Raw genomic sequence first — 22,909 nt, 5'->3', positions numbered from 1 at the left:
ACCGGACTCGAATGAGTCTTTTACGTGAGGGCAAGGGGTGTGAATCCCTTGGCGGAGAAGCCTCCGCTTACTAAACGACCATTTCAGGTCGCGCCGGGCTGGTTACCGTGATTCAGCTTTCAACGAATCGCACGTCGTGGGTTATTGCAGGGGACGCAGAGGACACAGAAGTTGAGAGTTTCGGAGAGTTTTTCCGTAAGTCCTGATATATATGAGGCGATCGCATTTATAAAAATCGAGTGGATGATTGTCGCTATTGCAACGCATCTCCACTCGTAATTTTTTGCATCAAACTGCTTCTACTTTACACAGTTCCGGCACAATTTAACGCGATTCAGTTCCCTGATTCGGGCTGCCTGGTACTGAATCATTTTCCGGTGCTTCTGGTCTTGCCGTAGACTTAACATCATCCTCAGCAGCAACGCCAGTCTTGCGGGTTTCTTCGTCGATGGTGGTTTGATAGCCACCTGATGCATCTGCTGTGTTATCTGGAGTTTTGGTCTTTTCTTCTTCCGACATGGTTACATTCCTATTGTTTATTCTTTAGCATCATTTTAAGAAGATAGGAAGTGCAATTTCATCTCTCTAAAATGTAGTTTTGGCTGATTCCTCCATCTGTCGGAAGGATGATATAAAACTCACTTATATTGAAATATTTGGGCAAAAAAATGCTTTATTGCTCGGCACGATCGCTCGTGTTGTCTTAGTTGTAAGCTACTATCTTGGAGGGGTCGTTACCTGATTGTGGATTGGTGAAGCCATGCACTAAACCTGGTAATACCACCGCTTGCCAGTTCACATTAGCTTGAAGTTGCAAAGTAGCGTAAAGAGTTACCGATTTGCTGCCACTACAATATTGTCGCCGTGTTTGAGGTGAGTCAAAATGCAACTGCACCAAAAAGGGAAGCGATCGCTTTAATGTATCTTCCAAACTTTCACCACCTGGAGGGCGCAAGGAAAATCATCTGCGCCATTGGTAAACTAAGTCTAGACCAAACTTTTGTGCTGTCTGGGTTTTGTTTAATCCTTGCAAAACACCGTAATAACGTTCATCTAATTGCTCAAAGGCACATCTACCCAACCTGTAAACTTGTTTACAGCATTCCAAGTACTTTGACCGTGACGAATCAAAATTAACTTTGCCATTAATTCAACTTGAGGTTTATCTTTACGGCATAATCCACCGCTTCATCATATAAGGATTAGGGATTGGGAGAGATTTTCATTACTTTATTATTTGATTAAATCACAGAAAGGGCTGTTGGAAAAACAATTAATCATTATTTTGATAAAACTATTTTCAATTGTTCGGGTTAATATTTGTTTAAGCTATTTTTAAATTTTCATCAAACTATGCATTTATCTGGAATTTACCTCTCAAGGTGTAAGAAAGTAAAGCTTAATTAATGCAAAAATATTATTGTCTACTGATGATAAAAAAAATGAATGATCTTTTGGCAAAAGACAACATCTGCATTTAAGTAATATCATCACCATTTTTTGTGCATAACAGCATATTGATGTTTGTTCCGGTTATTTTTGAAACTCTCATCAATAGATATTTATCATGTTTGAGATTGCGTATTAAATGATATGTTTGAGGAAGTATTATGTTTTTCTCAAAGAAGTCAAATCAAAGACTGCCTAAATTGTTAATATTATGTATTTTAGTTTCGGGTTTGGTAATTGCACCGTCTGTAGTTGAAGATAATTTACATTGGTTTAACAAACCAGTTTTAGAAGTTAGTGCTAACGCTCAAACTCAGGCTGGGGTACAAGAAGCGCAACCGAAACAAAGCAATCAAGATAAGAATTCCGAAGAAGAAAAAAGTAGTAAATCTGAAGGTGAAAAACCAGGAAAACTGGATATTTTCAAAATGATAACAGGTGCGCTAGCGGGACTAGTGCTTTTTTTATATGGGGTGACAAGAATGGCAGAGGGATTGGAAGCGATCGCAGGCGATCGCGCCAAAGAATTAATTAGCAAGTTCACCACCAATCGCTATGCTGGAGTAGCAACCGGCGCGGTAGCAACAACGATATTAGATTCATCCTCAGTAACAATCATCATCGTCATCGCGATGGTTAGTGCTGAATTATTATCGTCTGTGCAATCTCTCGGTGTCGTTTTAGGTTCAAACATCGGCACGACAATTGGCGCCCAAATTGTCGCTTTCAAAATTAATGAATATGCTCCGATTGCGATGTTTGCAGGCTTTTTGTTGATTTTTCTCGGTAAAACCGAACGCTGGAAGCAAATCGGTTTAATTGTACTTGGTATCGGCTTGTTATTCTTTGGTCTTGACACAATTGAAAAGGCAATGGAACCTTTTGAAGAATATCAGCCATTTATCAAATGGATGGAAACCTTGGGGGATAACACGCTACTCGGTGCGGGAGTTGGGGCATTGTTTACAATCTTAGTTCAATCTTCCTCCGCTACGGTTGCGATTATCGTGACTTTGGCTAGTCAAGGTTTAATTTCCTTACCCGCAGGGATAGCATTGATGCTGGGCGCGGAAGTTGGTACATGTGCTGATACACTAGTAGCTACGATTGGACGCGATCGCCCAGCAATAAGAACTGGTGTGTTTCATTTAATTTTTAATCTTGTTTGCGCTGCTGTGGGAGTTGTATTTGCGGCACAATTAGCAACACTCGCTAAATGGCTTTCAACAATGCTGGGTGCGGGGGACGACATTGCTCGTCAAATTGCCAATGCTCAGATAATATTTAACATATTGGGCGTAGTATTAGTAATTGGATTTCTCCCGTTGATTGCCCGTGGATTGGAAAAGCTGATTCCTGATAAACAAAAAGGCGATCGCCAAGCTGAAGCTTTAGCAAAATAAAAAAATACCTACAGGCTGGAAGCCTGTCTCTATAGCCGCACCCTTCACGATACAGAAGCGCGAATCAGGGGTCAAACCTATTATTCGCTGTTCTGTATCCTAGAAGGGTGTAGGTGCAAGATATGCGATGTTAGTAACCAAAAGCATGATGTTAGTAACCAAAAGCGCGATGTTAGTAACCAAAAGCGTGATGTTAGTAACCAAAAGCGCGATGTTAGTAACCAAAAGCGCGATGTTAGTAACCAAAAGCGTAGATACAGAGGAGTAAATCAGGGGTATAGCCCCTCACAGAACAATTTTTCGTCATTCCAAACAATTGTAGAGACGTTCGGTCTAAAACGTCTGTACGAGGGTTTTTTGGGAAATTGAGGAGTCAGACCTACCATTTGCTTTTCTGCATCCTTTTTTATTGTCGGTGCTTTCATTGGGATGCTGCACTCAAATTAAACGGCGATCGCTACATTACAAGGAAAGCATAAATCGTAAAAACCGTCTTCAATCATTCTCTCAACTTACTAGACTGAAGATATATAGATAAAAATCGCCCTTATTTACTCGCAACTCACACAAAACCATGAGTGCAAACGCCACTATTTCTCAAAATCCCTTACTGAAAGGCTACGGCTTACCTCCTTTTTTTGACATTTCCCCAGAACAGGTAGTCCCAGCCTTCAAACAACTCCTGGCAGAATTAGACACAGAACTTGCCACCTTAGAAACTAAGATAGAACCATCTTGGAGCGGTTTAGTAGAACCTTTAGAACATTTAACAGAACGCCTAAATTGGAGTTGGGGCATAGTCAGCCATTTAATGGGCGTAAAAAATAGCCCAGAACTGCGCGAAGCTTATGAAACTGTTCAACCAGATGTCGTGCAGTTTGTCAACAAGCTTGGTCAAAGTCAAGCTATCTACAATACTTTTAAAACACTACGGCAAAGTAATACTTGGGCAACTTTAGATTCTGCTCAACAGCGCATCATCGAAGCTTCAATTCGAGATGCAGAACTTTCCGGTGTCGGGTTGCAAGGTGAAGCGAAAGAGCGTTTCAACGCTATTCAGATGGAGTTAGCGGAACTTTCGACCAAGTTTTCTAACCATGTACTCGATGCTACTAAAGCCTTCAGTTTAACTTTCACAACTAAAGCAGAAATTGACGGCTTACCACCGAGTTTACTCAGTCTTGCCGCACAAGCTGCACGCTCTGAAGGTGCAGAAAACGCTACACCCGAAAACGGTCCTTGGCGCATCACTTTGGACTTTCCGAGTTATAGTCCTTTCATGCAGCACAGCACCCGCCGCGATTTGCGAGAACAGCTTTACAAAGGCTTTATCACTCGCGCTGACTCTGGGGAGTTGGATAACAACCCGCTAATTGAGCGCACTTTGGAGTTGCGTCAAGAACTAGCAAACTTACTCGGCTTTAAAACTTTCGCTGAGTTGAGTTTAGCCAGTAAAATGGCTCCGAATGTTGAAGCAGCAGAAGCGCTTTTAGAAGAATTACGTCGTGCAAGTTACGATGCTGCTGTTAAAGACTTAGAAGAACTCAAAGCTTTTGCAGCAAAGAAGGGTGCAGCAGAAGCGAATGATTTGAAGCATTGGGATATCAGCTTTTGGGCTGAACGTCAACGAGAAGAAAAATTTGCTTTCACAGCTGAAGAGTTACGTCCTTATTTTCCGCTTCCCCAAGTGCTAGATGGTTTATTTGGGTTAGTGAAACGGCTATTTGGCGTGACTGTCACTCCTGCCGATGGACAAGCTCCAGTATGGCATGAAGATGTACGTTATTTCCAAATTGCTGATGAAACGGGTAATCCTATAGCTTACTTCTACTTAGATGCTTACAGCCGTCCCGCAGAAAAGCGCGGCGGTGCTTGGATGGATACCTGCATCAATCGTGGGAAAATCAAAGCTCAGGGGGTAACTAATACTCGTTTACCTGTAGCGTATTTGGTATGCAATCAAACTCCCCCTGTCGATGGCAAGCCGAGTTTAATGACTTTTAATGAAGTCGAAACTTTATTTCACGAGTTCGGTCATGGTTTGCACCACATGCTAACGAAGGTAGATTACAGCAGTGCGGCAGGCATTAATAATGTAGAATGGGATGCGGTGGAATTACCTAGCCAGTTTATGGAAAACTGGTGCTATGAAAGACCAACTTTGTTTGGGATGGCAAAGCATTACGAAACTGGCGAGACGCTACCAGAGCATTATTATCAAAAGCTGTTGGCAGCAAAGAATTACATGAGTGGTAGTGGTATGCTCAGACAACTGCACTTTAGCATGTTGGATTTGGAATTGCACTACCGCTATCGTCCAGGCGGAAATGAAACTGCTAAGGATGTACGCGATCGCCTAGCCAAAACCACAACCGTTTTACCACCACTCCCCGAAGACGCATTTTTATGCGCTTTTGGACACATCTTTGCTGGTGGATATGCGGCTGGTTATTACAGCTATAAATGGGCAGAAGTCCTCAGTGCTGATGCTTTTGCCGCTTTTGAAGAAGCAGGCATAGAAGATGAGCAAGTAATCAAAGCTACTGGCAAACGCTACCGCGATACAGTACTGGCTCTTGGTGGTAGCAAACATCCGATGGAGGTATTTAAATCCTTCCGAGGACGCGAACCGAGTACAGCAGCCTTACTTAAGCATAATGGTTTAATGGCTGCTTAATCCTCTAATTAGCCCGCCTAGGCGGGCTTTGTTCGTATAGCTTCAGGCTTCCAGCTTGAAGGTGAATAAATTAACTTTTTATTAAGCATAAAACGTTAATTTATTTACTTTCTTTTGGTACTTGTTTGCAATATTTAACCATTTTTTAATTAAGAATAATTAACATAGATTAAAACTAATAAAAATAATTATAAATAGTTAACTTAAGAGTGCAAAATTGGAAGTATGCTTAATCCTTAGGAGCCTAGTTGATAATTTAAGTAACTGGGTGCAAATAAATATAACTTATCGATAGCTCTTTGTCATATATTTCAAACCCAATGACAAACGTTTATTTGTACCGATTTACTTGCTAGGTTGTTGAGCAAAGCGGTGAAAACCATAGCAAACTTAACAACAGAAGGTAACATGATCCAAAAAATTTTGCTAGCTGTCTCTGGATTGGGGCACGCTGAAGAAATGTTAAAAACTTTAACACAATTGCCATCCATCCAAAAGGCAAAAGTTACAGTTTTGCACGTTGTACCGGGAAAAACTACCACTGAAGCAATGACAGCTAAGTGGGAAGAAGGTGGTAGAATATTAGCTAATGCGATTCAAACTTTAAATTTAGATCCTAGCCAGATTTCTTCAATTTTGCGGCAAGGAGATCCCAAAGATGTAGTTTGTCAAGTCGCCGATGAAATCGACGCTGATTTGATAATTATGGGTTCACGCGGATTGAAGCGACTGCAATCGATTTTATCAAACTCAGTTAGTCAGTACGTTTTTCAGTTATCTTCTCGCCCGATGTTGCTGGTAAAAGATGACATTTATGTCAAAAATATTAAGCGCATTATGGTGGCGATGGATAAATCTGATGCTGCAAAACACTGCTTAAAATTGGCTACATTCTTATTGCAAGGTATTCCCGGCGGTCAGTTAATTCTTGCTAATGTTGATACAGATTTACGCGGTAAATCATCGGAAATAACCGAAGTTAGTTCCGAAAAAAATCCAGTTTTTGCAGCGGCAGTTGCAGAAGCCCAAAGATATGCTGTACCTGCTCGTTGTTATACTAGCAGTGGCAAACCCGGTGAAGAAATTTGTCGTTTGGCAGAAGAATTGAACGTAGACTTATTATTACTCGGTTCGCCCGATCGCCGTCCTTCAATTGCCAAGAGTTTTGTAGATATAGACAGACTTATAGGCGCTTCTTTATCTGACTACGTTCGCGTTAATGCTACTTGTCCGGTATTGCTAGCCAGAACCGAAGCTTAAGCATCAATAGAAACCCCCACACTACAAGTGCAGGGGTTCTTTATTTTATACAAATCTTAATTATCTTTTCCACCTTCGCGGCTGGCAGTTTGGATGTAAAGAATGAGTAAAAACACGGCGGGAACTAGTACGAACAAAATGCTCGCTACGAACCCTAACTCATTAACTTGCATGGCAAGATAGCCTCTCTTTTATTTCCGGTCAACAACTTTAGAATAGCATTATACACGTCCGAGTCAGCCCAAATTTTTACTTACGTTCATTAGTTACGCCCCAAGAACCGAAATCTTAAGGCTTTGTGGCTACGCTGACTGCACCATTAACCACAGTTTGACAAGCTAAACGGTAATTTTCCGGCTTTTTCTTCAATATCCGTTTTTCTGTATCGGTGCGGGGTGAAAGATTTTCCATTCCTTCAACAATCTCAACAATACAAGTGCCGCAATTACCACCACCGCCACAATTCGTCATTTTGCCGATAAATTTATAGATGTCAATGTTGTTTTGCATGGCTTTAAGCCGCAGATTAGCACCATTTGCTGCTATTACTTCTTTATTCTCTTTAACGAATTTGATGTTACCCATTGCTGTTTAGTGACTTTCAAGGCAGAGTGTTGATTTGGCTTGATTGGTGTATCTTACTCATTATATAGAAATATTACGAAATATTAATAAATATAAATTTAATCAAAGATGGTTATCCAAAAAATAAGACAGGCATGTTGCCTGTCCCGTAAAATCTAACTCAATTGTGGCGTTACCACCAAAGCCAAATATTTAGCTTACCTAAAACCCACCGCTGCTTGCCAAACGAAAGCTAGCAACAAAAAGAAAACGGGAATGACTGGTAGAACATCTACCAATGGGTCGAAAATTTGGTAAGCTTCCGGCAATTTTGCTAATAATAGTGCAGCTTCCATGTTCGTTTAAATCCACCTATCCAACACAGCTTTCATAATTGAGAAATATCTTAACACGCATTGGTTCAGTTGTTAATTGTTAGTTGATGGGTATTGGGCATTGGGCATTGGGAATAGGTAATAGGTAATAGGTAATGGGTAATAGAAAGAAATTGTCCCCCAAGTCGTCCTCCTTGTCTCCTTGTCCCCCTTGTCCCTTTGTCCCCCTGTCTCCCCATTACCCCATTTCCCCAGGAGTAAGCCAGTGAGCGAATTCTTTCGTGAAGCGATCGCCTAAAATAGCCTCTCTTATCTTTTGCGTAAAACGTATCAGTTCGCTGATGTTGTGAATACTCAACAAAGTGTAAGCCAAAATTTCTTGCGATCGCACTAAATGAGATATATACGCACGGGTAAAGTTTTGGCAAGTGTAACAAGCACAAGTTTCATCTAATGGCGTAAAATCTTCACGAAATTTAGCATTTTTCAAATTCCAGCGATCGCCTTTTACCATCGCCGTACCATGTCTCGCCCAACGAGTAGGAATCACGCAATCAAATAAATCTACACCAGAAGCGATGGCGATCGCCATCTCTCGATAAGTACCTACACCCATCAAATAACGCGGCTTATCTGGCGGTAAAAGTGGCGCTGTCGCTTGGACAATACTCGCAATTAATTCTGGCGGTTCTCCCACACTCACACCACCAATCGCATATCCGGGCAAATCTAACTCAGCCAAAGCCACAGCCGCTTGAGAACGCAAATCTAAATACACGCCTCCCTGTACAATACCAAACAACGCCTGATCGCTACGTTGATGCGCTGCAATACAACGTTGTAACCAGCGATAAGTACGCGCTGTGGCTGCTTGGACCTCTTGGCGAGTAGCTGGATAAGGTGGACATTCATCAAACGCCATAATCACATCCGCTCCCAGAGTATTCTGAATCTCGATTGAGCGCTCTGGTGTTAAGTTAATAATCTGACCATCGTGAGGTGAGCGGAATATTACACCATCTTCAGTAATTTTTCGCATTTCGCTCAAGCTGAAAACTTGAAACCCACCAGAATCTGTCAGCATTGGACCATTCCAGCCCATAAACTTATGCAACCCTCCACCCCCAGCCACAATTTTTTCACCAGGTTGGAGGTGGAGATGATAAGTATTTGATAACACCATTTGCGCCCCAGTTTCCTTTAATTGGGCAGGTGTCAAGGTTTTGACATTTGCGAGGGTTCCCACTGGCATAAACCGTGGAGTTTCAACGATACCATGAGGCGTAGAAAACACCCCAACCCGCGCTTTTGTCTGGCTACAGCAAGCAAGGCATTGAAAAGAGAATGTGGAACTCAAGATAGGAGAGGGGGGGAGGGGGAGACAAGGAGACAAGGAGACAAGGGGGAGGGGGAGCCAGCGCTGTGCGGAGGTCACGAACGCCATCGGAGCCAGTGCGTTGCGGGGGTTCCCAAGGCAGCTTTTGGGGGGAAGCTTCCCCCCAAAACGTGCCGCCCCGTTGTAGCACAGCCGCGTGCGACTGGCGTGGAGACAAGGGGGATTTAAGTCTTGACTTAAGACTCTTGACTAATGAATCTAAAACGAATCAGAACTGTCATCGTCAATTTCCGCATCCCACCTTGCTGATAGTACCTGCTCCATCATGGCTTCAATGGTGCTGACATTCAAGTTGCGATCGCGTCGCTCTTGTAAAGGGGTAGACAAAGGAATAAGTCGCAAACAAGTTCCTTCCTGCACCAAATCAAAAAAGCTTTGCTGCTGCGGAGACTGTTTTAATTCCAAATAATCGAAGCTATAAACATTTAAATAAAGAGCATGGTTAGCTACTAGCGTAGACCGTTGCGGATTCGCGAAGACTTCCATTACATCCCCGTCACCCTTGCTCTGCAATTTGCCATCTTGGGTGTAAATGTAGTGGACGCGACCTAAATCCGTCAACAATCGTCGTATATCGAGCTTATTTACAATTACGCCCGTGTTAATGATGCACGGAGCTGGTATCTTGGTGTCGGGTAGATGGTGGCTCATAATTAAATAGCTTGAGTGCTTTGAAGGTGAAGTACAACACAGCTAAACAGTCAATTGAACAGATGCAGCTAAACCCTACATTTAAATAATTATCAACTTCTTTGTGGGGTGACAACTAATAATTTGAAATAAGTTATTAGTTGAAAATCGGTACAACGTCACTGCTACTGATTAAATTGCTACTTCGTAAAAGAGGAATTAAGTTTATTTTTATACTATGCATTTCTAGTTAACCACTGACATAAGCATAACAAAATTTTCTGGGAGAATTCCGGTATGCTACTAAATCTTATTTAAAGCTTTAAAATTTGATGCTGCTCCCTGTGCCGGAATTTTCAGCGTCATTCTTCATTTGTCCTTTATTTTTTGTCATTTGTCATCTGTAAAAATGCTAATGATTAATGACTAAGAACTAAGGTAATAAATATGACTAATGAAGAGCAATGGTGGAAAAAAAGTTTATCCCAAATAGCAGCTTCAGTGATATTTTATACTACAATACCTTTGCCATATTTGGACAAGTTAGACTTTTCGCAGGTGGCACGCTTTGCGCCGGCTATCGGGCTGATGATTGGGGGAATTTTGGGGCTATTTGATACTGCGATAAATTATCTGGGTATGCCAGTATTAACTCGTAGTGCGTTGGTAGTTAGTGTTTGGATTGCGATTACGGGAGGACTGCATTTAGATGGAGTAATGGATACTGCTGATGGGTTAGCGGTAGGTGACAAAGACCGACGATTGTCGGTGATGGCAGATAGTGCGACAGGCGCGTTTGGGGCAATGGCAGCGATCGCCTTGCTATTATTAAAAACAACCGCATTGACAGACATCCATCAAAACCGCTGGTTAGTTTTGATGGCTGCTTGTGGGTGGGGACGTTGGGGGCAAATTTTGGCGATCGCTCAATATCCTTATCTCAAATTAACTGGTAAAGGCGCATTTCATAAAGAAGCAATTCGTTCTTATTTTGATTGCTTACCAGGATTATTGCTGCTGAGTTGTTTGAGTGGTTTAGAAATATTAATCGACAAACGCCTATTTTTTGCGCTAGGGATGACACTGGCAGGAAGTGCGATCGCTTTTGTGACTGGTGCTTGGTTTAATCATAAATTAGGCGGACATACAGGAGATACATACGGTGCAGTCGTTGAGTGGACTGAAGCCTTATTTCTCTGTGTACTGACCGCACTGTGAACGATTTTGGATTTTGCGAAAAGTTTGAGCGAAGGTTACGAGTGAAGTTTGAGCGGAGGAAACCTCCGCTCAAAGCTTCTCAATCGCAAAGACGCTGCGCGAACGGTGTCTGCTCAAAGCTTTTCAAGACGGATTTTTTTTCATCTAAAATCTAAAATCTAAAATCTAAAATTATTTAACTGGTTGCAACTTTGTCACTTTGAGTTTATAAGCGCCAACTCCAGTTTCTCCAAAAGACCTGACACGAATGATGTAATTTCCTGTTTCTGTAACGCGGGTAAACAGCAGAGAATTACTGCTACCATCGGGACCATCATCATTTTCTGCTACTGTCGATCCGTCAGGAGCTAGCAGTGTGATGATGCCGTCAAAGCTGTCAGAGGACAGATCAACTGCGAGATTATCCCCCTTGGTCAGTCTCACAAGGTAATCACGGGCGAATCCACCTTGACCGGTGGGAATGTCTTTATCTGAAAGCGTATCAGAAATTTCCGCAGTATTAGGTAAAGGTATAGGGGTATACAACTTATTTTGAGCAAAAGCTGCTGTTGTACTTATACCAATTGCCAGCAATGTAGCAGGAACAATTATTACTTGCCTCAAACTTGCCCCGAAAGCTTTACTTATCATTCCCAGCAGTGTTCCCACAAAAACAGTATAATCTGGTCAATTATAGATTTCTCAAGCATAGCTTGCCTACATATTCTTTGTTTATCTTTCTTTTACAGCAGTAGCAACCGCTGCTAATCCCTCTACGGCAATTCCAGATTGATGAAGTGCTGAAATCGCAGATTTAGCAGTAGCACCAGTAGTGTAAATGTCGTCAATTAACAACACTGGCACATCTGGGCGACACTGAGAAAATTCTTTCCCTAAAGCAAAAGCTTCTGCTAAGTTTTTTTCTCGCCCAGATGCAGATAAACCAAATTGTGCTTCGGTTTCTCGCACTCTTGCCAAACCACTTTGTTTTAATTTTAACCCGGTTGTTTGGCAAAAGCTTTCTGCTATGAGCGCGGCTTGGTTGTAACCGCGTTTTTTTTGCTTACTGGGGTGAAGTGGAATGGGAACAACTATTAAGCGTCGGTCACAAGAAAGTGAATTTAACCATGCTTCGCCTAACCATTGTCCCAAAGGGCGGGCGACTTGGGGGTGATTTTCGTATTTCATGGCGGCGATCGCTCTTTTTAAAGAACCGCTATACATCCCCCAAGCAAATACTGGTATTGATTCTTGCCAACGACTATTAGGTTTGGCTAAATGACAGCTATGTAACTGTTTAACACAGTATTGACAAAATTCTTGAGAAGTTTGGCGCTGGCACAGAGGACAATTAGATTCAAGAAAAAGGTTGAGTAAGCCTTTGAGATTTTTAGTCCAGGTTGGCATTTTCAAAGTTAGGATATACGTTTGCAAATTATATGTCGAACCTATCCCACTAATATCGAAATGCGCTAATTTACTTATCATCTTGAGAAGGGTGTATCTGTTTATGGCTGGGCGTTTTAAAGGATTGAGTGACTTGGAATGGAAACTATTTGAGGATATATTTCCTGAAGAACCGTCCAACATGGAAAAGGAATGCCTCATGCACCATATCGTTATGTATTAAATAGTTTGTTGTACATCCTGATTACTATCTTGTCGATGGTGTGACTTACCACATGGGGATACATGGGCATCAAAAAGTTCATCCGACCGATGGTTAAAGCGATGGCGTTCTGACGGAACATTTGAATATATACAAGGACATCAAAAGCGCGATCGCGCTTTGAAAGGAAGCTTATAAACTGGAAAACCAAGAAAAACAGAGGAAGACCAATCAAAATCTTTGTTCCTAAATTTCACTTCTGAGCGGTGTTTTGCTTGGAAGAGAGCGCAAATACCGCCGTCTGGTCGTCAGATGGGAACGTCAAAATGTTTACTTTGACGCATTTATTGACCTTGCTACTATCCATATCTGGATTAACAAAATATTATTAGTAGGATAAGTTCAAAATTATTTCAAAAATTGGGAAAATAGTATACTTAATCTGTATCAGAAGTTATATACCAAATAATTACTACGAATAAATAAAAAAATTGAAAAAAATTTTAATATTATCAGCTAATCCCAAGAATGCAAGCCCCCTGCGCCTAGGTGAAGAGACGCGATAAATTGAGACAGCGCTTTTGTTAGCCAAACACAGAGATAATTTTAAAATCATCACTGAGTGGGCGGTACGAGTTGACGACTTGCGTCGTGCGTTATTAAACTATCAGCCTCACATAGTTCACTTTTCTGGACATGGCTCAGGAAGCACTGGATTAATCTTAGAGGATAATTCCGGGCAAGTGCAACTGGTGACTACAGCGTCTCTGGCAAGGCTATTTAAATCGTTTCAGGACTCTGTTGAATGTGTTTTACTCAACGCTTGTTATTCAGAAGCTCAAGCACAAGCAATTCACGAACATATTGATTATGTGATTGGCATGAATCGAGCAATTGGAGATAGGGCAGCAATTGAGTTTGCGATTGGATTTTATGATGCTTTGGGGGCTGGTAGACCCTACGAGAATTGTTTTGAACTAGGCTGCGCTTCTATTGACCTTGAGGGAATTCCAGAGTCAGAGACTCCAGTACTCAAAGCCAGAAGGCGTCGAAATCAAACAGAACTCGAAACAAATTTAGGGGGAGTAGTGTCCGGGAAATCTAAAACTCAAGAACAGAGCAACTCACAGCTTAGATATGGTGGCATTTCCCAAAGCATAAGTGGCGGAACAATGTATGACGGAATACAAGCAGCGCAGGGTAACCAAAAGCAGCAAACGCAAGAAACGAAAGTAACTGCGTCAGAAGAAAAATCTTCTTAATCGTTCAGCATCAGTGGGGGTCAGGTTTCTAATGCCCAAATTGGAGGTCAAGCGGGTCGCGATATGAATGTGACCCAAAATCAGCTTCTTGACCAAGGTAATTCTGAAAAGCCGCTGACCCAAACAGATGTAGTTGAATTAATTGCCCAACTTGAAGAACTGTTTCGCAACTCAAAACTACCAGAGGCGCAAACTTCAAAAGCAATTAAGCACTTAGAAGCTGCTAAAGAAGAAGTTCAGGAAAAGGAACCTGACAAGGATTTTGTAGCTAAAAATTTGCAAAAAGCTACAAAAGTTCTCAAACAAGCGAATGAAGCAGTGACAGCAGGAACAAATATCTGGGAAAAAGTTCAGTCCATTATTACTAAGCTTTTGCCTTGGCTGGGTGTAGCGGCAAGCTTTTTTAGCTGAAAGGGTCTTGTTTATGAGCGAACACGCTCCCAATGACCACATCAAAACCTCAATATTTCAGATGGCGCTTTCCTTAAGAATGGTCAGATTGGAGAAATAGCTGGTCGTGACCTGAAGGTAAATCAAATATTGTTAACCTTCCTCAGTAGTCAATTGCGTTACTTCTTGACCACTCATCTGGGCAAAATGCTCCATCAGCATTCGATGAATGAAGATGTAGCCGCCCCCCACTTTTTGCAGGAAGATGCGATCGGTAGCATAGTCAAGAAAGCGAACATAATTCCAAGGAATGTTGCCCTTGCGCCAAAGGAGAAAACGTAAAGTAAAGTGACGGATACAAGCTTGCCCCCCTCCATTAATTAGTCCAATAAGTGCTCCATAACTGAGTGCAGCAAATACCCAAAAGAACCTATAATCATATAGTTTTTGATTATTCAAATAAGCTAGTCCGAAAAGTAGTCCTAAAACTACTCCTAACACCAGAGTAACAATTATTCCAATAAACATGGCACTGCTAGCCGATTTCCAAATCCCCTGATTTGGCTTTATTTTCGTTTCAATTTCTGGACCTTGCATACCCTCTGTCCAATGAACAAGCAACCCTATAAACATTCCCCAGAATAATCCCCAGTTCAAACCTTCAAATAATCTTTGCGGTAGGCTTGGGAATGTTACCTGCAATGCCAGCTTATAAGCTAGGATAAGTTTCTCTAGCGTTGCGCCGAAATACAAACCCCTACACATGTTTCCCAATTACAGCAATTTTCATGTATTTAGACCACACTTTTCTTCCTTTGCGACGGCAGTTGCTTCAAGCCGGGAGACCCGTCCAACGCACTGCCTCGCCTTTGCGCCTACCCTTCGGGTTCCGCCTTAGCGGTATGCGTGAGATAAAAATAATGTGGTTCATTTAGGTGAAAATCGCTGTAAGCTAGCCAAGGTAGACACCATTTCTATAGTTTCAACGGGTTTGGGAATATGAACAGCAAACCCCATTTTAAATGCTCGTCCACGTTCTTTAGAATCATTACCTAGAACGATCGCAACCATTGCCATCGACTTACGCGATTTTTGCTCAACTTGTTTGAGTTTGACTTGAGTTGTCAGTAAATCAGCTTCATTGTCATTTAGGGAAGTTAAATCGATTAGCATCGCATCGGGTTGAACTTGATTGAGTAAATCGGGTATCTCTTGAATATTTGTTTGGGCGATCGCCATAGCATGGTGTTCTTCAAGGCTGCTGCAAATAGCTGTAGCTTCAGGAGATACAACTAAAACTTTCATGTTTTCCAGACGACAGTAACTAAATTGATACCCTACTCGATGTATTTTCCCCCATTCGCACATTAATTCGGTGATGGGAGTGAAAGTTTGACCGTGAGGGGTGAGAGCATATTCTACGCGAGGTGGTGACTCTGGAAATGATTCTCTGTAAATTAAACCCTCTTTTTCTAATTCTCTCAATTGTTGAGTCAAGACTTTCTGTGTAATGTTGGAAATTAATAACTTTAACTCACCAAAACGCCTCGCATCCCGTCTTAGCCACCAAAGAATCAGACATTTCCACTTGCCACCAATCGCTTCAATCGTTACTTCTACAGGGCAGGAATAGTTTTTGATATTAGTATCCATTTGGTAACTTTTAACCCTTGGATATTATAATTTATCGGCTCGTTAAAGACACCAAAACCAAAATTACTGGTGTTCATTATCTGGCAAAATACCTTAAGGAGAACAGGAAATGCAAATTAGCGGTGTAGTTGCATTAGTCACAGGCGCAAATGGTGGGATCGGTTCTCACTTTGTAGAGCAATTACTGAATTTGGGTGTAGCAAAAATATATGTTTGCGCTCGCAGTCTTGGCAAACTCAACCCTCTTGTTTCACTCGATCCTGCTCGCGTTTTCCCAATTGAATTGGATGTGACGAATCCTCAATCAGTTGCAGCAGCAGCAACTCAGTGTCAAGATCTTCGTCTTGTAATCAATAATGCGGGAACCTCCCTCAATCAGGGACTGATTGCTGCATCAGATATCGATAGTGCGCGAGCAGAAATGGAGGTCAACTATTTTGGGATGTTGTCTATGTGTCGTGCTTTTGCACCTATCCTTAAACAAAATGGTGGGGGTGCGATCGTCAATCTTTTGTCACTGCTGGGAAAAGTAAATTTGCCGTTCAGTGGTTCTTACAGCGCTTCTAAAGCAGCTGCTATATCGATGACTCAAGGGGTGCGGGCAGAACTTGCAGCACAGGGTATCCTGGTAGTTGGCGTGATGCCTGGAACTGTGGATACTGAGTTAGCGAAGGAATGGCCCAATCCCAAGGTAGCACCTGCGGAAGTCGCCAGGGCTGCTCTACAAGCAGTTATTGACGATGTGGAGGATGTTTATCCTGGGGAACAGGCTACACAGGTTTCTGCACAATTACTAAGCGATCCAAAAGGTGCTGAGAAATATATGGCAGGTTTTTTACCTGGCATGGTGTTAGCAGGTACTGATGCTTAATGAAAAAGAGGGGGAAAGGGTATAAGAACTATAACTGTTTAACATAAACGCGATCGCATCTTGCGGTTTCTACACCTGTTGGTTGTTTGTAGCCACTGCTTTCATACAGTTTGACAGCTTCGGCTAACACGCTAGCGGTTTCAATCCAAATTTGCTGGAAACCACGAGAAGCGATCGCTTCTTCTAGCTTTTGTAACAAATATTTCCCCAATCCTAAACCCCTCGCACTGGGCAAAAGATACATTTTCCTGATTTCTACAGCTTTTTCCCCACGATGTATGGGGTAGTATGCGGCAGTACCGACTATTTTATTTTGGTGTTCAATTACCCAAAATTCGCCACCTGTTGCTAAGTAGCATTCTTCGACTTGCAACACATCTCGATCTGCACCGTTTGGTTCCCAACCCAAACCGTATTCTGATAATACAGAACGAATGACTTCAGATGCGGGAGTGCGATCGCCTTCTTCCCAGTTACGAATCAGAAAATCTTTATAAGTGGCTCTCATGAAATTAGGAACCTAAATTACTATTAATTTCAATCAGATTTCCATCAGGATCGCGAAAGTGCGCTGTCCTAGTTCCCCAGTCTGGGCGATCGCATGGCTCAGTCACAAATCTTACATCTTTTTTTGTAAGTTGTTGATATGTTTCATCGACATTATCTACTGCAAAAATCAAGGCACTTCTATCAAGGCATTCCAGAGAAGACGGTTGATTAGCGTTTCCAACTGCTTCAGCCATTAAGTGTTGTCTAAATAAAGCAAGCTTGGTATTTCCGGTTTTAAACTCAGCATACGCACCATTTTCATCGCCCCAACCGATATCAAATTCCATGATATCTCGATAAAAAATAAAACAAGCCTCAAAATTAGAGACTAGCAGTCTTACATATGTGAACTGGAGGGTCATATTTAGGACTTATGCATTGTACATATGTACTATACATGATTTGGACATATTAGCCACCGTTTGCCCAAATCTCCCTTAAATACAATATAAAAGTTTATAGTAGGCGTTTTAACGCCTGTTTTAAGCACACACGAGTGCTTAGTACGATTAACTATGAATTCTCGGTTATGGGTGCAAAGTTGATAGTAATTCACTTTCGGCAATTGCTAATTCATCGAGGCGTTGCATGACGATTTGCCGGGGAAAATAAGTATCAGCTAAAATCCAGTAAGTGCCGAAGTGCCGCGCTTCGGATGCCATTAAACCGCGATAAAATTTAGCTAATTCTGGTTCGGGACAATGGGTAGCTAATAATCCTAAACGTTCGTGACTGCGGGCTTCAATTAAACCGGCGACAAGTAAAGAATCTAAAAATCGTTCTGGTTCTTGGGGACGAACTTGTGCTTTTAAACCCGCACCGTAGGGAGGTGGTGATAATGGGGCAAGGGGGATATTGCGACGTTCAAGCCATTGATTGACTAGCTCAAAATGTTCTAATTCTTCACGAGCGATCGCTGTTAATTCCCGTACCATTTTGGTATTGTCAGGATAGCGAAACATCATGTTTAAAGCCACACCCGCTGCGAGCGCGTTCGCAGTGAGAGTGGTCAAGACGAATAATATCTAAGTTAGCGATCGCTTGTTCTACCCAAGCAGAACTGGTAGGTTGTTTTAGAGCGTTAATTGTCGGTAATTGAGAAGAAACCACAGCTTAACAAAACTCCAGATATTTCAATTTAACAAAAGTAGCAAGCGCAAATTGATTGTAATCGTAGTGAGGACTTTAGTCCTCTCAAATGAGGACTAAAGTCCTCACTACGAAGTCAATACAAACTACATTCTGTTGTAGTGTATGGTTTAATAACGTTTGGAACAATGTTTTTTTGACCGGCAAATTGCTTTCCGTAATAACCATCATCGAAACCGCGAGCAAATTCACCCCCAGCAGTGCGCGGTTTGTACTTTTGACGTTTTTTAGCGCTCGTCTGTCCTTGGCGGTAGCCGTCGGAGTAAGCTTGAGGGTGATAAGCGGGGTCTTCGTCAACCAGCCATTGAGTTGTAGGAAAGCAGTATCTGATTGGCTCTATAGGATAACGATAGCGATGGTAGTAGGGATACCCACCATAATTGTAACGCCGATGAGCTTGAACAGGCTGTTGCCCGTGTAAAAAACCAGTAGTAGCAGCCAAAACTACTAAACTAGCGGAAATAATTTTTTTCATAGTTGCATTCTCCAGAGTTCAACAACTCCTGGTACTTTAAAGATATCGTTCGGCAGTTTTGAGCGACATCACCAGATAGGGTGAACAATTAGAATTACAACTAATGAATTATACATTTGGTATTAAGCATACTCTTTCAAGCGTGGGAGCAATCCAAATAAAGTTAAAAGAGCGATCGCACTCAGCGCTACTGGGGTGGTAAACTCAAAACCATCCACATCTTTAAAGCCTTGCTTAATTGCTTTGTCGAAGGCTGCTTGGTTAATATCAAAGGTTTTTTGATTAGCTTTCAATCTGAATTCATCAAATGCCCAATTAGATTGTCCTGGTTGACTACCTAAACAAAGTGCGATCGCTTCAGTATGTTTTCCACTGCGTTCGAGTTGGCGAATCTGTTTATCAATAGCAACATAAGCGCCTAAAGTTGACAGGTTTTTCACTGTCGCTTCTCGTTCACCAGCAAAGGTAATATTTTTTAGTTGGTCAGCCAATAAGCCTGTGAAATTATTATTCGGTTTATATCCTGGTGCTGATGCTGATGCTGCGACTGTCTCAAAAGTTTGACCATTAGGCAATTGAGCAATTTTAGCTATAGTATTAAAAAAAGCTTGTTCATAATTCAAAGCAAAAGCCGAATCTAACAAATAGCGACTTTGAGCGGCATTGGCGATGTAGCCTAAAGCGCGGGCTTGTCGTAATGCGTGTATAGAAGTGAAAGCATCTTCTGTAGCAATTCTGAGATTTTGGGAAGCAGAAAGAAACGCACCTGTTGTGTAATTTAAAAAAGCAATAGCGATCGCACTCGCTGCTAACAACATAGGATTGAAGGTACGACGAGTCCGCTGACTGAGAAAAATCTGCAATCCCACTAATACGCTGATTAGTGCGACACCAGAAATCACTATAAAAAATAGCGATTTCCCAGAGTCAAATTTTTCCTTATTGTATGTAACATTTAAAGCGTCTACATTCACCTTATCCAGTGCGTCGGTTGCTGGTAATAATTTCTCATCCATAATTTCCGCAGCACTTCGATAAGCAACCAGCATATTATTAGTATCACCGCGTTCGTGAAAATCACGCGCCTGTTGAATTTTGGCAATGTAATTACCTAATTCAAGTTGCAAAGTTTCGATAGGTTTTCGCTCTTTATCTCCGTAGGTAATATTCTCCGCAGCAGCAACCAGCCTTTGAGTTAGTTTCTCATATCGCTCCTCGTAACCCTTAACAGCATCTTGGTTTTGTCCAGATGGTAATAGCAGTTCTTTAGCAATGTAGGCATCCATACCCGCTGCTGCATCTTTGAGACGTTGGGCAGTAGTAATACTCGGTGTTGCATCTTTACCGATTGTGTTAATAGAGTGCCGTTGTCCTTGGATGCCGCTAATGGTAGAAACTAATACTAGTAAACTTGCAGCCCAAGTTAAGTACAAGCCACCTTGAAGCTGTTGTGGAGTATTTAGTTTCTTAATTGCTTTATTTGAAGCTGAGATTATCTTACTCATATTTTTTATCTTTATAAAGATTGGTGGGTAACTTTGACAGCAATTTGAGTTCCGTAGGGGAGCCAGTGCGTTGCGGTGAGTCCAGTCCCCGTCTTGGCGGTTCCCGTCACGATGGGGAACTGGCGAACCCGTTCGCGGAGCGTCTGGTGAAGGAGAAGGGAGGTTCCCTCCGTTGTAGCAACTGGCGTTGCGTTATGCATAACGCACCCGACAAAAGAAAAGAGTCTCGTAGTTATGAATAACGCACCCGACAAAATAAAAGTTTTGCATTTTATTTAATCCACGAAACTTATAAAGATTGATGGATAACTTTGACAGCAACTCGAGTCCAGTGTCCTAAAGTAAATTCGTCTCCATCTTGTAATAGGGCATCTACCATTGGCTTCAATTCCACCCCGTTAAGCTTAGTCCCGTTAGAAGAATTAATATCGCGCAGAGTTAAAGAACCGTCTGACTGAAGGTTTAACAAAGCGTGACGGTGAGAAACAGCATTGTCAAAATCCAAAGCAATTTCTGGTTCAATTGCTCTAGCTTGGCTATTACGACCGATGAGGTTATTTGCCTTGTCTAGACGAAAGGCGATCGCCTGTTGATTTGTTGGCGCTTCTGGGCTTTCTGGATGCCGTAGGGATGGATCGATTGTGACAACAAGTTCCCAGGTGAGGGGGGTGGGGGAGGGGGAGAGGGGGAGAGGGGGGGAGGGGGAAGACAAGGAGGAGGGGGAAGACAAGGAAGCAAATTCACCTTTGTCCTCTTGTCCCCCTTGTCCCCCTTGTCCCCCTTGTCCCCCTTGTCCCCCTTGTCCCCCTTGTCCCCCTTGTCCCCCCTGTCCCCCCTGTCCCCTTATCCCCTCAACAATGGGCACTTCCCCATGTGCGCCGGTGACGAAGTTGTAACCGCAAATTTCGCAAAAGTCGCCGCTGTTAAGTTCGCGCTGAACGCTGCAAGCTGGGCAGATTTCGAGAGTTATGTTTTGTGGTACTTGTGGTATTGTTGGGGCGTAGACGCGCAGCGGCTTGTCGTCAGACATCGCTTCACCTACACCGAGAATTTTCACCCCACACTCTGAACAATAATCGGATTCGGTTGATTCGTGACCTTTGAGACATTTATAGGTAGAGATGTCATTTGTCATTTGTCATTTGTCCTTTATTTGAAAATTTGACTATTGACTATTGACTAACTTTGTGGTTTTTGAATGCGGGTAGTTTTGGTAGAACGAGTTTCCAACGCCATTTCGTCTTCTTTAGCAACAGCTTTTTTTAATCGCACTGTTCCTGTGGGTGCATCTTCTATATCAACTACAGTTTTTAAGAGTTTGGCTGTTGCTTCGTTACCAGATTCATGGGCAAGTTTTACTGCTTTGCCTAACTTGGCAGTGGCGATTTCAATATTACCTTTGGCACGCGCTTCTAATCCTTCTTGAATCGATTGGGCAAGTTCTGCTTGTCCGGTGTAGTGGGCAACTCGTCTGTCGATTTTGGTCGATTTGGCATCGTCGTCAGTCCAAGTTGCCAGAATGCGTGCCTCAACAATTTTCGTTTCTACACCCTTGTTTGTGTAAACTAAACTTGCGCGACCGGCTAACATTTCATCACCAACGTTGCCGGGATTAACTTCGATGCAGAAGTGGTAATCACGGGATTCTTGTTTTCCCCAAGCGCCGGTGGGATAATCTACTACTTGGGTCTTGACAATTTTAGCGCGGTGTGTAAGGTCTACAATATCGGGACTCACTTGTTTGCAGAAAAGTATTTTTGCACCTTGGGGAGTCCACAGGCGCATAGCGACATCGCTGACATCTTTGTTCATGGCTTTGTCTAAAATCGCTCGAAAGTCAGCTTCAATCATCTCGGCGTTGGGGATGATGTCAGTTGTACCCAGCAGTTTATTAGCAATTTTCTGGAGTTGGGCAACTCGCCAATCAGTACCGACGCCTCGACAATCACATTGAAAGACTCCTTCACAAGCTTGGAGAATTTTATTGAGTTTAAATTCGTCTGAATCGTCGTTTTGTCCGTCTGTGAGTAGTAATGCTTGACGAACGGCGTTTGGCATTTTGTTGAATTGTTCTAAAGCTTCATTCAACCAAGTTGACATGAGTGTACCGCCGCTAGCATAAATCTCTTTGATGGCGGCGATCGCCCAGGTTTTTTTATCTGGTGTAGCTTTTGACACTGGACATATGACGCTGGCTTTACTAGCACCTGTGACGATGAAGAAGTAGGCATCGTCTGGCAGGAGATTTACGACTTTGACCATCGCATCTCTTGCCGCGTGAATCTTTTTACCTCCCATTGAGCCGGATGTGTCGCAAATAATACCGAATAGTCTGCCGTTGTTGGAGGTTGCAGCTACGCTGTCGCCGGCTTGGACGGTGACGGTCATGATGGCGTGAACTTCTCTGGCGCCTTGGGGTAAATATTGGTTTTGGAAGACTTCGGCTTTGAATTGGTTAGGCATGGTGTTTGGTTGTAAGGAAGGATTTAACGAACCGCCAAGGGCGCCAAGGACGCCAAGGAAGAAAAGAAAGGG

28 protein-coding genes and 1 pseudogene are annotated in these 22,909 nt (G+C 42.5%); 7 read left to right on the top strand and 22 right to left on the bottom strand.

All coding sequences use genetic code 11. From position 1 onward, the window contains the following. Window positions 1-324: 324 nt before the first annotated feature. The 3 genes from PI95_RS05255 to PI95_RS36655 all read right to left on the bottom strand — a co-directional run bounded on the left by PI95_RS05255 (window position 325) and on the right by PI95_RS36655 (window position 1,146). Complete coding sequence (locus PI95_RS05255; protein ID WP_039743866.1) at window positions 325-519, bottom strand: hypothetical protein; 195 nt, start codon at window positions 517-519, stop codon at window positions 325-327. A gap of 184 nt (window positions 520-703) precedes the next feature. Continuing rightward, complete coding sequence (locus PI95_RS36660) at window positions 704-955, bottom strand: hypothetical protein (protein WP_268896643.1); 252 nt, start codon at window positions 953-955, stop codon at window positions 704-706. Window positions 956-1,053: 98 nt separating this feature from the next. After that, window positions 1,054-1,146 (bottom strand): histidine phosphatase family protein, encoded by a 93-nt coding sequence (locus tag PI95_RS36655; protein WP_268896642.1) that lies wholly within the window; start codon window positions 1,144-1,146, stop codon window positions 1,054-1,056. Window positions 1,147-1,610: 464 nt separating this feature from the next. On the opposite strand from PI95_RS36655, the gene PI95_RS05245 reads away from it, so the two are divergent. The 3 genes from PI95_RS05245 (at window position 1,611) to PI95_RS05235 (ending at window position 6,789) form a co-directional block, all read left to right on the top strand. Beyond that, the gene (locus PI95_RS05245) at window positions 1,611-2,852 is read left to right on the top strand and encodes a Na/Pi cotransporter family protein (protein ID WP_039743862.1); all 1,242 of its coding nucleotides are present in this window, start codon (window positions 1,611-1,613) and stop codon (window positions 2,850-2,852) included. A 574-nt stretch (window positions 2,853-3,426) separates the two neighbouring features. Next, window positions 3,427-5,529 carry a M3 family metallopeptidase gene (locus tag PI95_RS05240; RefSeq protein ID WP_163518626.1) on the top strand — a complete coding sequence of 701 codons (2,103 nt, stop codon included), beginning with the start codon at window positions 3,427-3,429 and terminating at the stop codon, window positions 5,527-5,529. Between the two features lie 408 nt (window positions 5,530-5,937). After that, window positions 5,938-6,789, top strand: a complete 852-nt coding sequence (locus tag PI95_RS05235) for a universal stress protein (protein WP_039744193.1) — start codon at window positions 5,938-5,940, stop codon at window positions 6,787-6,789. Window positions 6,790-6,845: 56 nt separating this feature from the next. Here the strand turns inward: PI95_RS05235 and psbM are convergent, their stop codons facing one another. The 6 genes from psbM to PI95_RS05205 form a co-directional block, all read right to left on the bottom strand. Next, window positions 6,846-6,962: a photosystem II reaction center protein PsbM gene (gene psbM / locus PI95_RS05230; protein ID WP_029637865.1), complete on the bottom strand. Its 117-nt coding sequence runs from the start codon at window positions 6,960-6,962 to the stop codon at window positions 6,846-6,848. 115 nt (window positions 6,963-7,077) lie between these two features. Continuing rightward, on the bottom strand, window positions 7,078-7,374 hold the full coding sequence (locus tag PI95_RS05225; RefSeq protein ID WP_039743855.1) for a 2Fe-2S iron-sulfur cluster-binding protein: 297 nt from the start codon (window positions 7,372-7,374) through the stop codon (window positions 7,078-7,080). 197 nt (window positions 7,375-7,571) lie between these two features. After that, on the bottom strand, window positions 7,572-7,709 hold the full coding sequence (locus PI95_RS05220) for a photosystem II reaction center protein K (protein ID WP_006195022.1): 138 nt from the start codon (window positions 7,707-7,709) through the stop codon (window positions 7,572-7,574). A 65-nt stretch (window positions 7,710-7,774) separates the two neighbouring features. Next, entirely contained in the window at window positions 7,775-7,927 is a 153-nt protein-coding gene (locus PI95_RS05215; protein WP_163518625.1) for a hypothetical protein, read from the bottom strand. Beyond that, window positions 7,927-9,045 (bottom strand): tRNA guanosine(34) transglycosylase Tgt, encoded by a 1,119-nt coding sequence (gene tgt, locus PI95_RS05210; protein WP_163518630.1) that lies wholly within the window; start codon window positions 9,043-9,045, stop codon window positions 7,927-7,929. The genes PI95_RS05215 and tgt overlap by 1 nt, the downstream gene beginning before the upstream one ends. Window positions 9,046-9,282: 237 nt before the next feature. Then, window positions 9,283-9,735 (bottom strand): hypothetical protein, encoded by a 453-nt coding sequence (locus PI95_RS05205; protein WP_039743850.1) that lies wholly within the window; start codon window positions 9,733-9,735, stop codon window positions 9,283-9,285. A 426-nt stretch (window positions 9,736-10,161) separates the two neighbouring features. Between PI95_RS05205 and cobS the strand changes: the two genes are divergently transcribed. Beyond that, entirely contained in the window at window positions 10,162-10,932 is a 771-nt protein-coding gene (gene cobS / locus PI95_RS05200) for an adenosylcobinamide-GDP ribazoletransferase (RefSeq protein WP_039743848.1), read from the top strand. A 171-nt stretch (window positions 10,933-11,103) separates the two neighbouring features. Here cobS and PI95_RS05195 read toward each other — a convergent pair whose 3' ends face one another. The 3 genes from PI95_RS05195 to PI95_RS05185 form a co-directional block, all read right to left on the bottom strand. Then, on the bottom strand, window positions 11,104-11,562 hold the full coding sequence (locus tag PI95_RS05195) for a PPC domain-containing protein (RefSeq protein ID WP_039744190.1): 459 nt from the start codon (window positions 11,560-11,562) through the stop codon (window positions 11,104-11,106). An 81-nt stretch (window positions 11,563-11,643) separates the two neighbouring features. After that, window positions 11,644-12,318: a ComF family protein gene (locus PI95_RS05190; RefSeq protein WP_039744189.1), complete on the bottom strand. Its 675-nt coding sequence runs from the start codon at window positions 12,316-12,318 to the stop codon at window positions 11,644-11,646. Window positions 12,319-12,530: 212 nt separating this feature from the next. Beyond that, on the bottom strand, window positions 12,531-12,755 hold the full coding sequence (locus PI95_RS05185) for a hypothetical protein (protein WP_039743846.1): 225 nt from the start codon (window positions 12,753-12,755) through the stop codon (window positions 12,531-12,533). Between the two features lie 346 nt (window positions 12,756-13,101). Between PI95_RS05185 and PI95_RS35060 the strand changes: the two genes are divergently transcribed. Then, window positions 13,102-13,782: a CHAT domain-containing protein gene (locus tag PI95_RS35060; protein ID WP_336507024.1), complete on the top strand. Its 681-nt coding sequence runs from the start codon at window positions 13,102-13,104 to the stop codon at window positions 13,780-13,782. A 63-nt stretch (window positions 13,783-13,845) separates the two neighbouring features. Next, window positions 13,846-14,193: a hypothetical protein gene (locus PI95_RS35055; protein WP_201280298.1), complete on the top strand. Its 348-nt coding sequence runs from the start codon at window positions 13,846-13,848 to the stop codon at window positions 14,191-14,193. Between the two features lie 132 nt (window positions 14,194-14,325). On the opposite strand, the gene PI95_RS05175 is transcribed toward PI95_RS35055, so the two are convergent. Both PI95_RS05175 and PI95_RS37130 read right to left on the bottom strand, forming a co-directional pair. Further along, window positions 14,326-14,937, bottom strand: coding sequence for a hypothetical protein (locus PI95_RS05175; protein ID WP_039743842.1), 612 nt, complete (start codon window positions 14,935-14,937; stop codon window positions 14,326-14,328). A 162-nt stretch (window positions 14,938-15,099) separates the two neighbouring features. Continuing rightward, window positions 15,100-15,825: a winged helix-turn-helix transcriptional regulator gene (locus PI95_RS37130; RefSeq protein ID WP_063842330.1), complete on the bottom strand. Its 726-nt coding sequence runs from the start codon at window positions 15,823-15,825 to the stop codon at window positions 15,100-15,102. Window positions 15,826-15,934: 109 nt separating this feature from the next. On the opposite strand from PI95_RS37130, the gene PI95_RS05165 reads away from it, so the two are divergent. After that, on the top strand, window positions 15,935-16,696 hold the full coding sequence (locus PI95_RS05165; RefSeq protein WP_039743840.1) for an SDR family oxidoreductase: 762 nt from the start codon (window positions 15,935-15,937) through the stop codon (window positions 16,694-16,696). A gap of 28 nt (window positions 16,697-16,724) precedes the next feature. Here PI95_RS05165 and PI95_RS05160 read toward each other — a convergent pair whose 3' ends face one another. From PI95_RS05160 to PI95_RS05125, 8 genes and pseudogenes are all read right to left on the bottom strand, one after another. After that, entirely contained in the window at window positions 16,725-17,204 is a 480-nt protein-coding gene (locus PI95_RS05160) for a GNAT family N-acetyltransferase (RefSeq protein ID WP_039743838.1), read from the bottom strand. Between the two features lie 4 nt (window positions 17,205-17,208). Beyond that, window positions 17,209-17,607, bottom strand: a complete 399-nt coding sequence (locus PI95_RS05155) for a VOC family protein (RefSeq protein WP_039743837.1) — start codon at window positions 17,605-17,607, stop codon at window positions 17,209-17,211. Window positions 17,608-17,772: 165 nt separating this feature from the next. After that, window positions 17,773-18,355: pseudogene (locus PI95_RS05150) on the bottom strand (MiaE family protein). Between the two features lie 115 nt (window positions 18,356-18,470). Further along, a complete protein-coding gene (locus tag PI95_RS05145; RefSeq protein WP_039743835.1) occupies window positions 18,471-18,869 on the bottom strand; it encodes a hypothetical protein in 399 nt (132 codons plus the stop codon). Between the two features lie 122 nt (window positions 18,870-18,991). Beyond that, window positions 18,992-20,374 carry a GlnX family signal transduction membrane protein gene (locus PI95_RS05140; RefSeq protein WP_039743832.1) on the bottom strand — a complete coding sequence of 461 codons (1,383 nt, stop codon included), beginning with the start codon at window positions 20,372-20,374 and terminating at the stop codon, window positions 18,992-18,994. 11 nt (window positions 20,375-20,385) lie between these two features. Continuing rightward, a complete protein-coding gene (locus PI95_RS05135) occupies window positions 20,386-20,574 on the bottom strand; it encodes a hypothetical protein (RefSeq protein ID WP_163518624.1) in 189 nt (62 codons plus the stop codon). Window positions 20,575-20,663: 89 nt separating this feature from the next. Further along, window positions 20,664-21,509: an FHA domain-containing protein gene (locus PI95_RS35610; RefSeq protein WP_236116939.1), complete on the bottom strand. Its 846-nt coding sequence runs from the start codon at window positions 21,507-21,509 to the stop codon at window positions 20,664-20,666. 44 nt (window positions 21,510-21,553) lie between these two features. Further along, window positions 21,554-22,837, bottom strand: coding sequence for a vWA domain-containing protein (locus tag PI95_RS05125; protein ID WP_039743830.1), 1,284 nt, complete (start codon window positions 22,835-22,837; stop codon window positions 21,554-21,556). Window positions 22,838-22,909: the final 72 nt, after the last annotated feature.

It is taken from the genome of Hassallia byssoidea VB512170 (assembly GCF_000817785.2).
Taxonomy (GTDB): domain Bacteria; phylum Cyanobacteriota; class Cyanobacteriia; order Cyanobacteriales; family Nostocaceae; genus Hassallia; species Hassallia carrinoi.
This window is presented reverse-complemented; position numbering and strand designations above follow the sequence as displayed.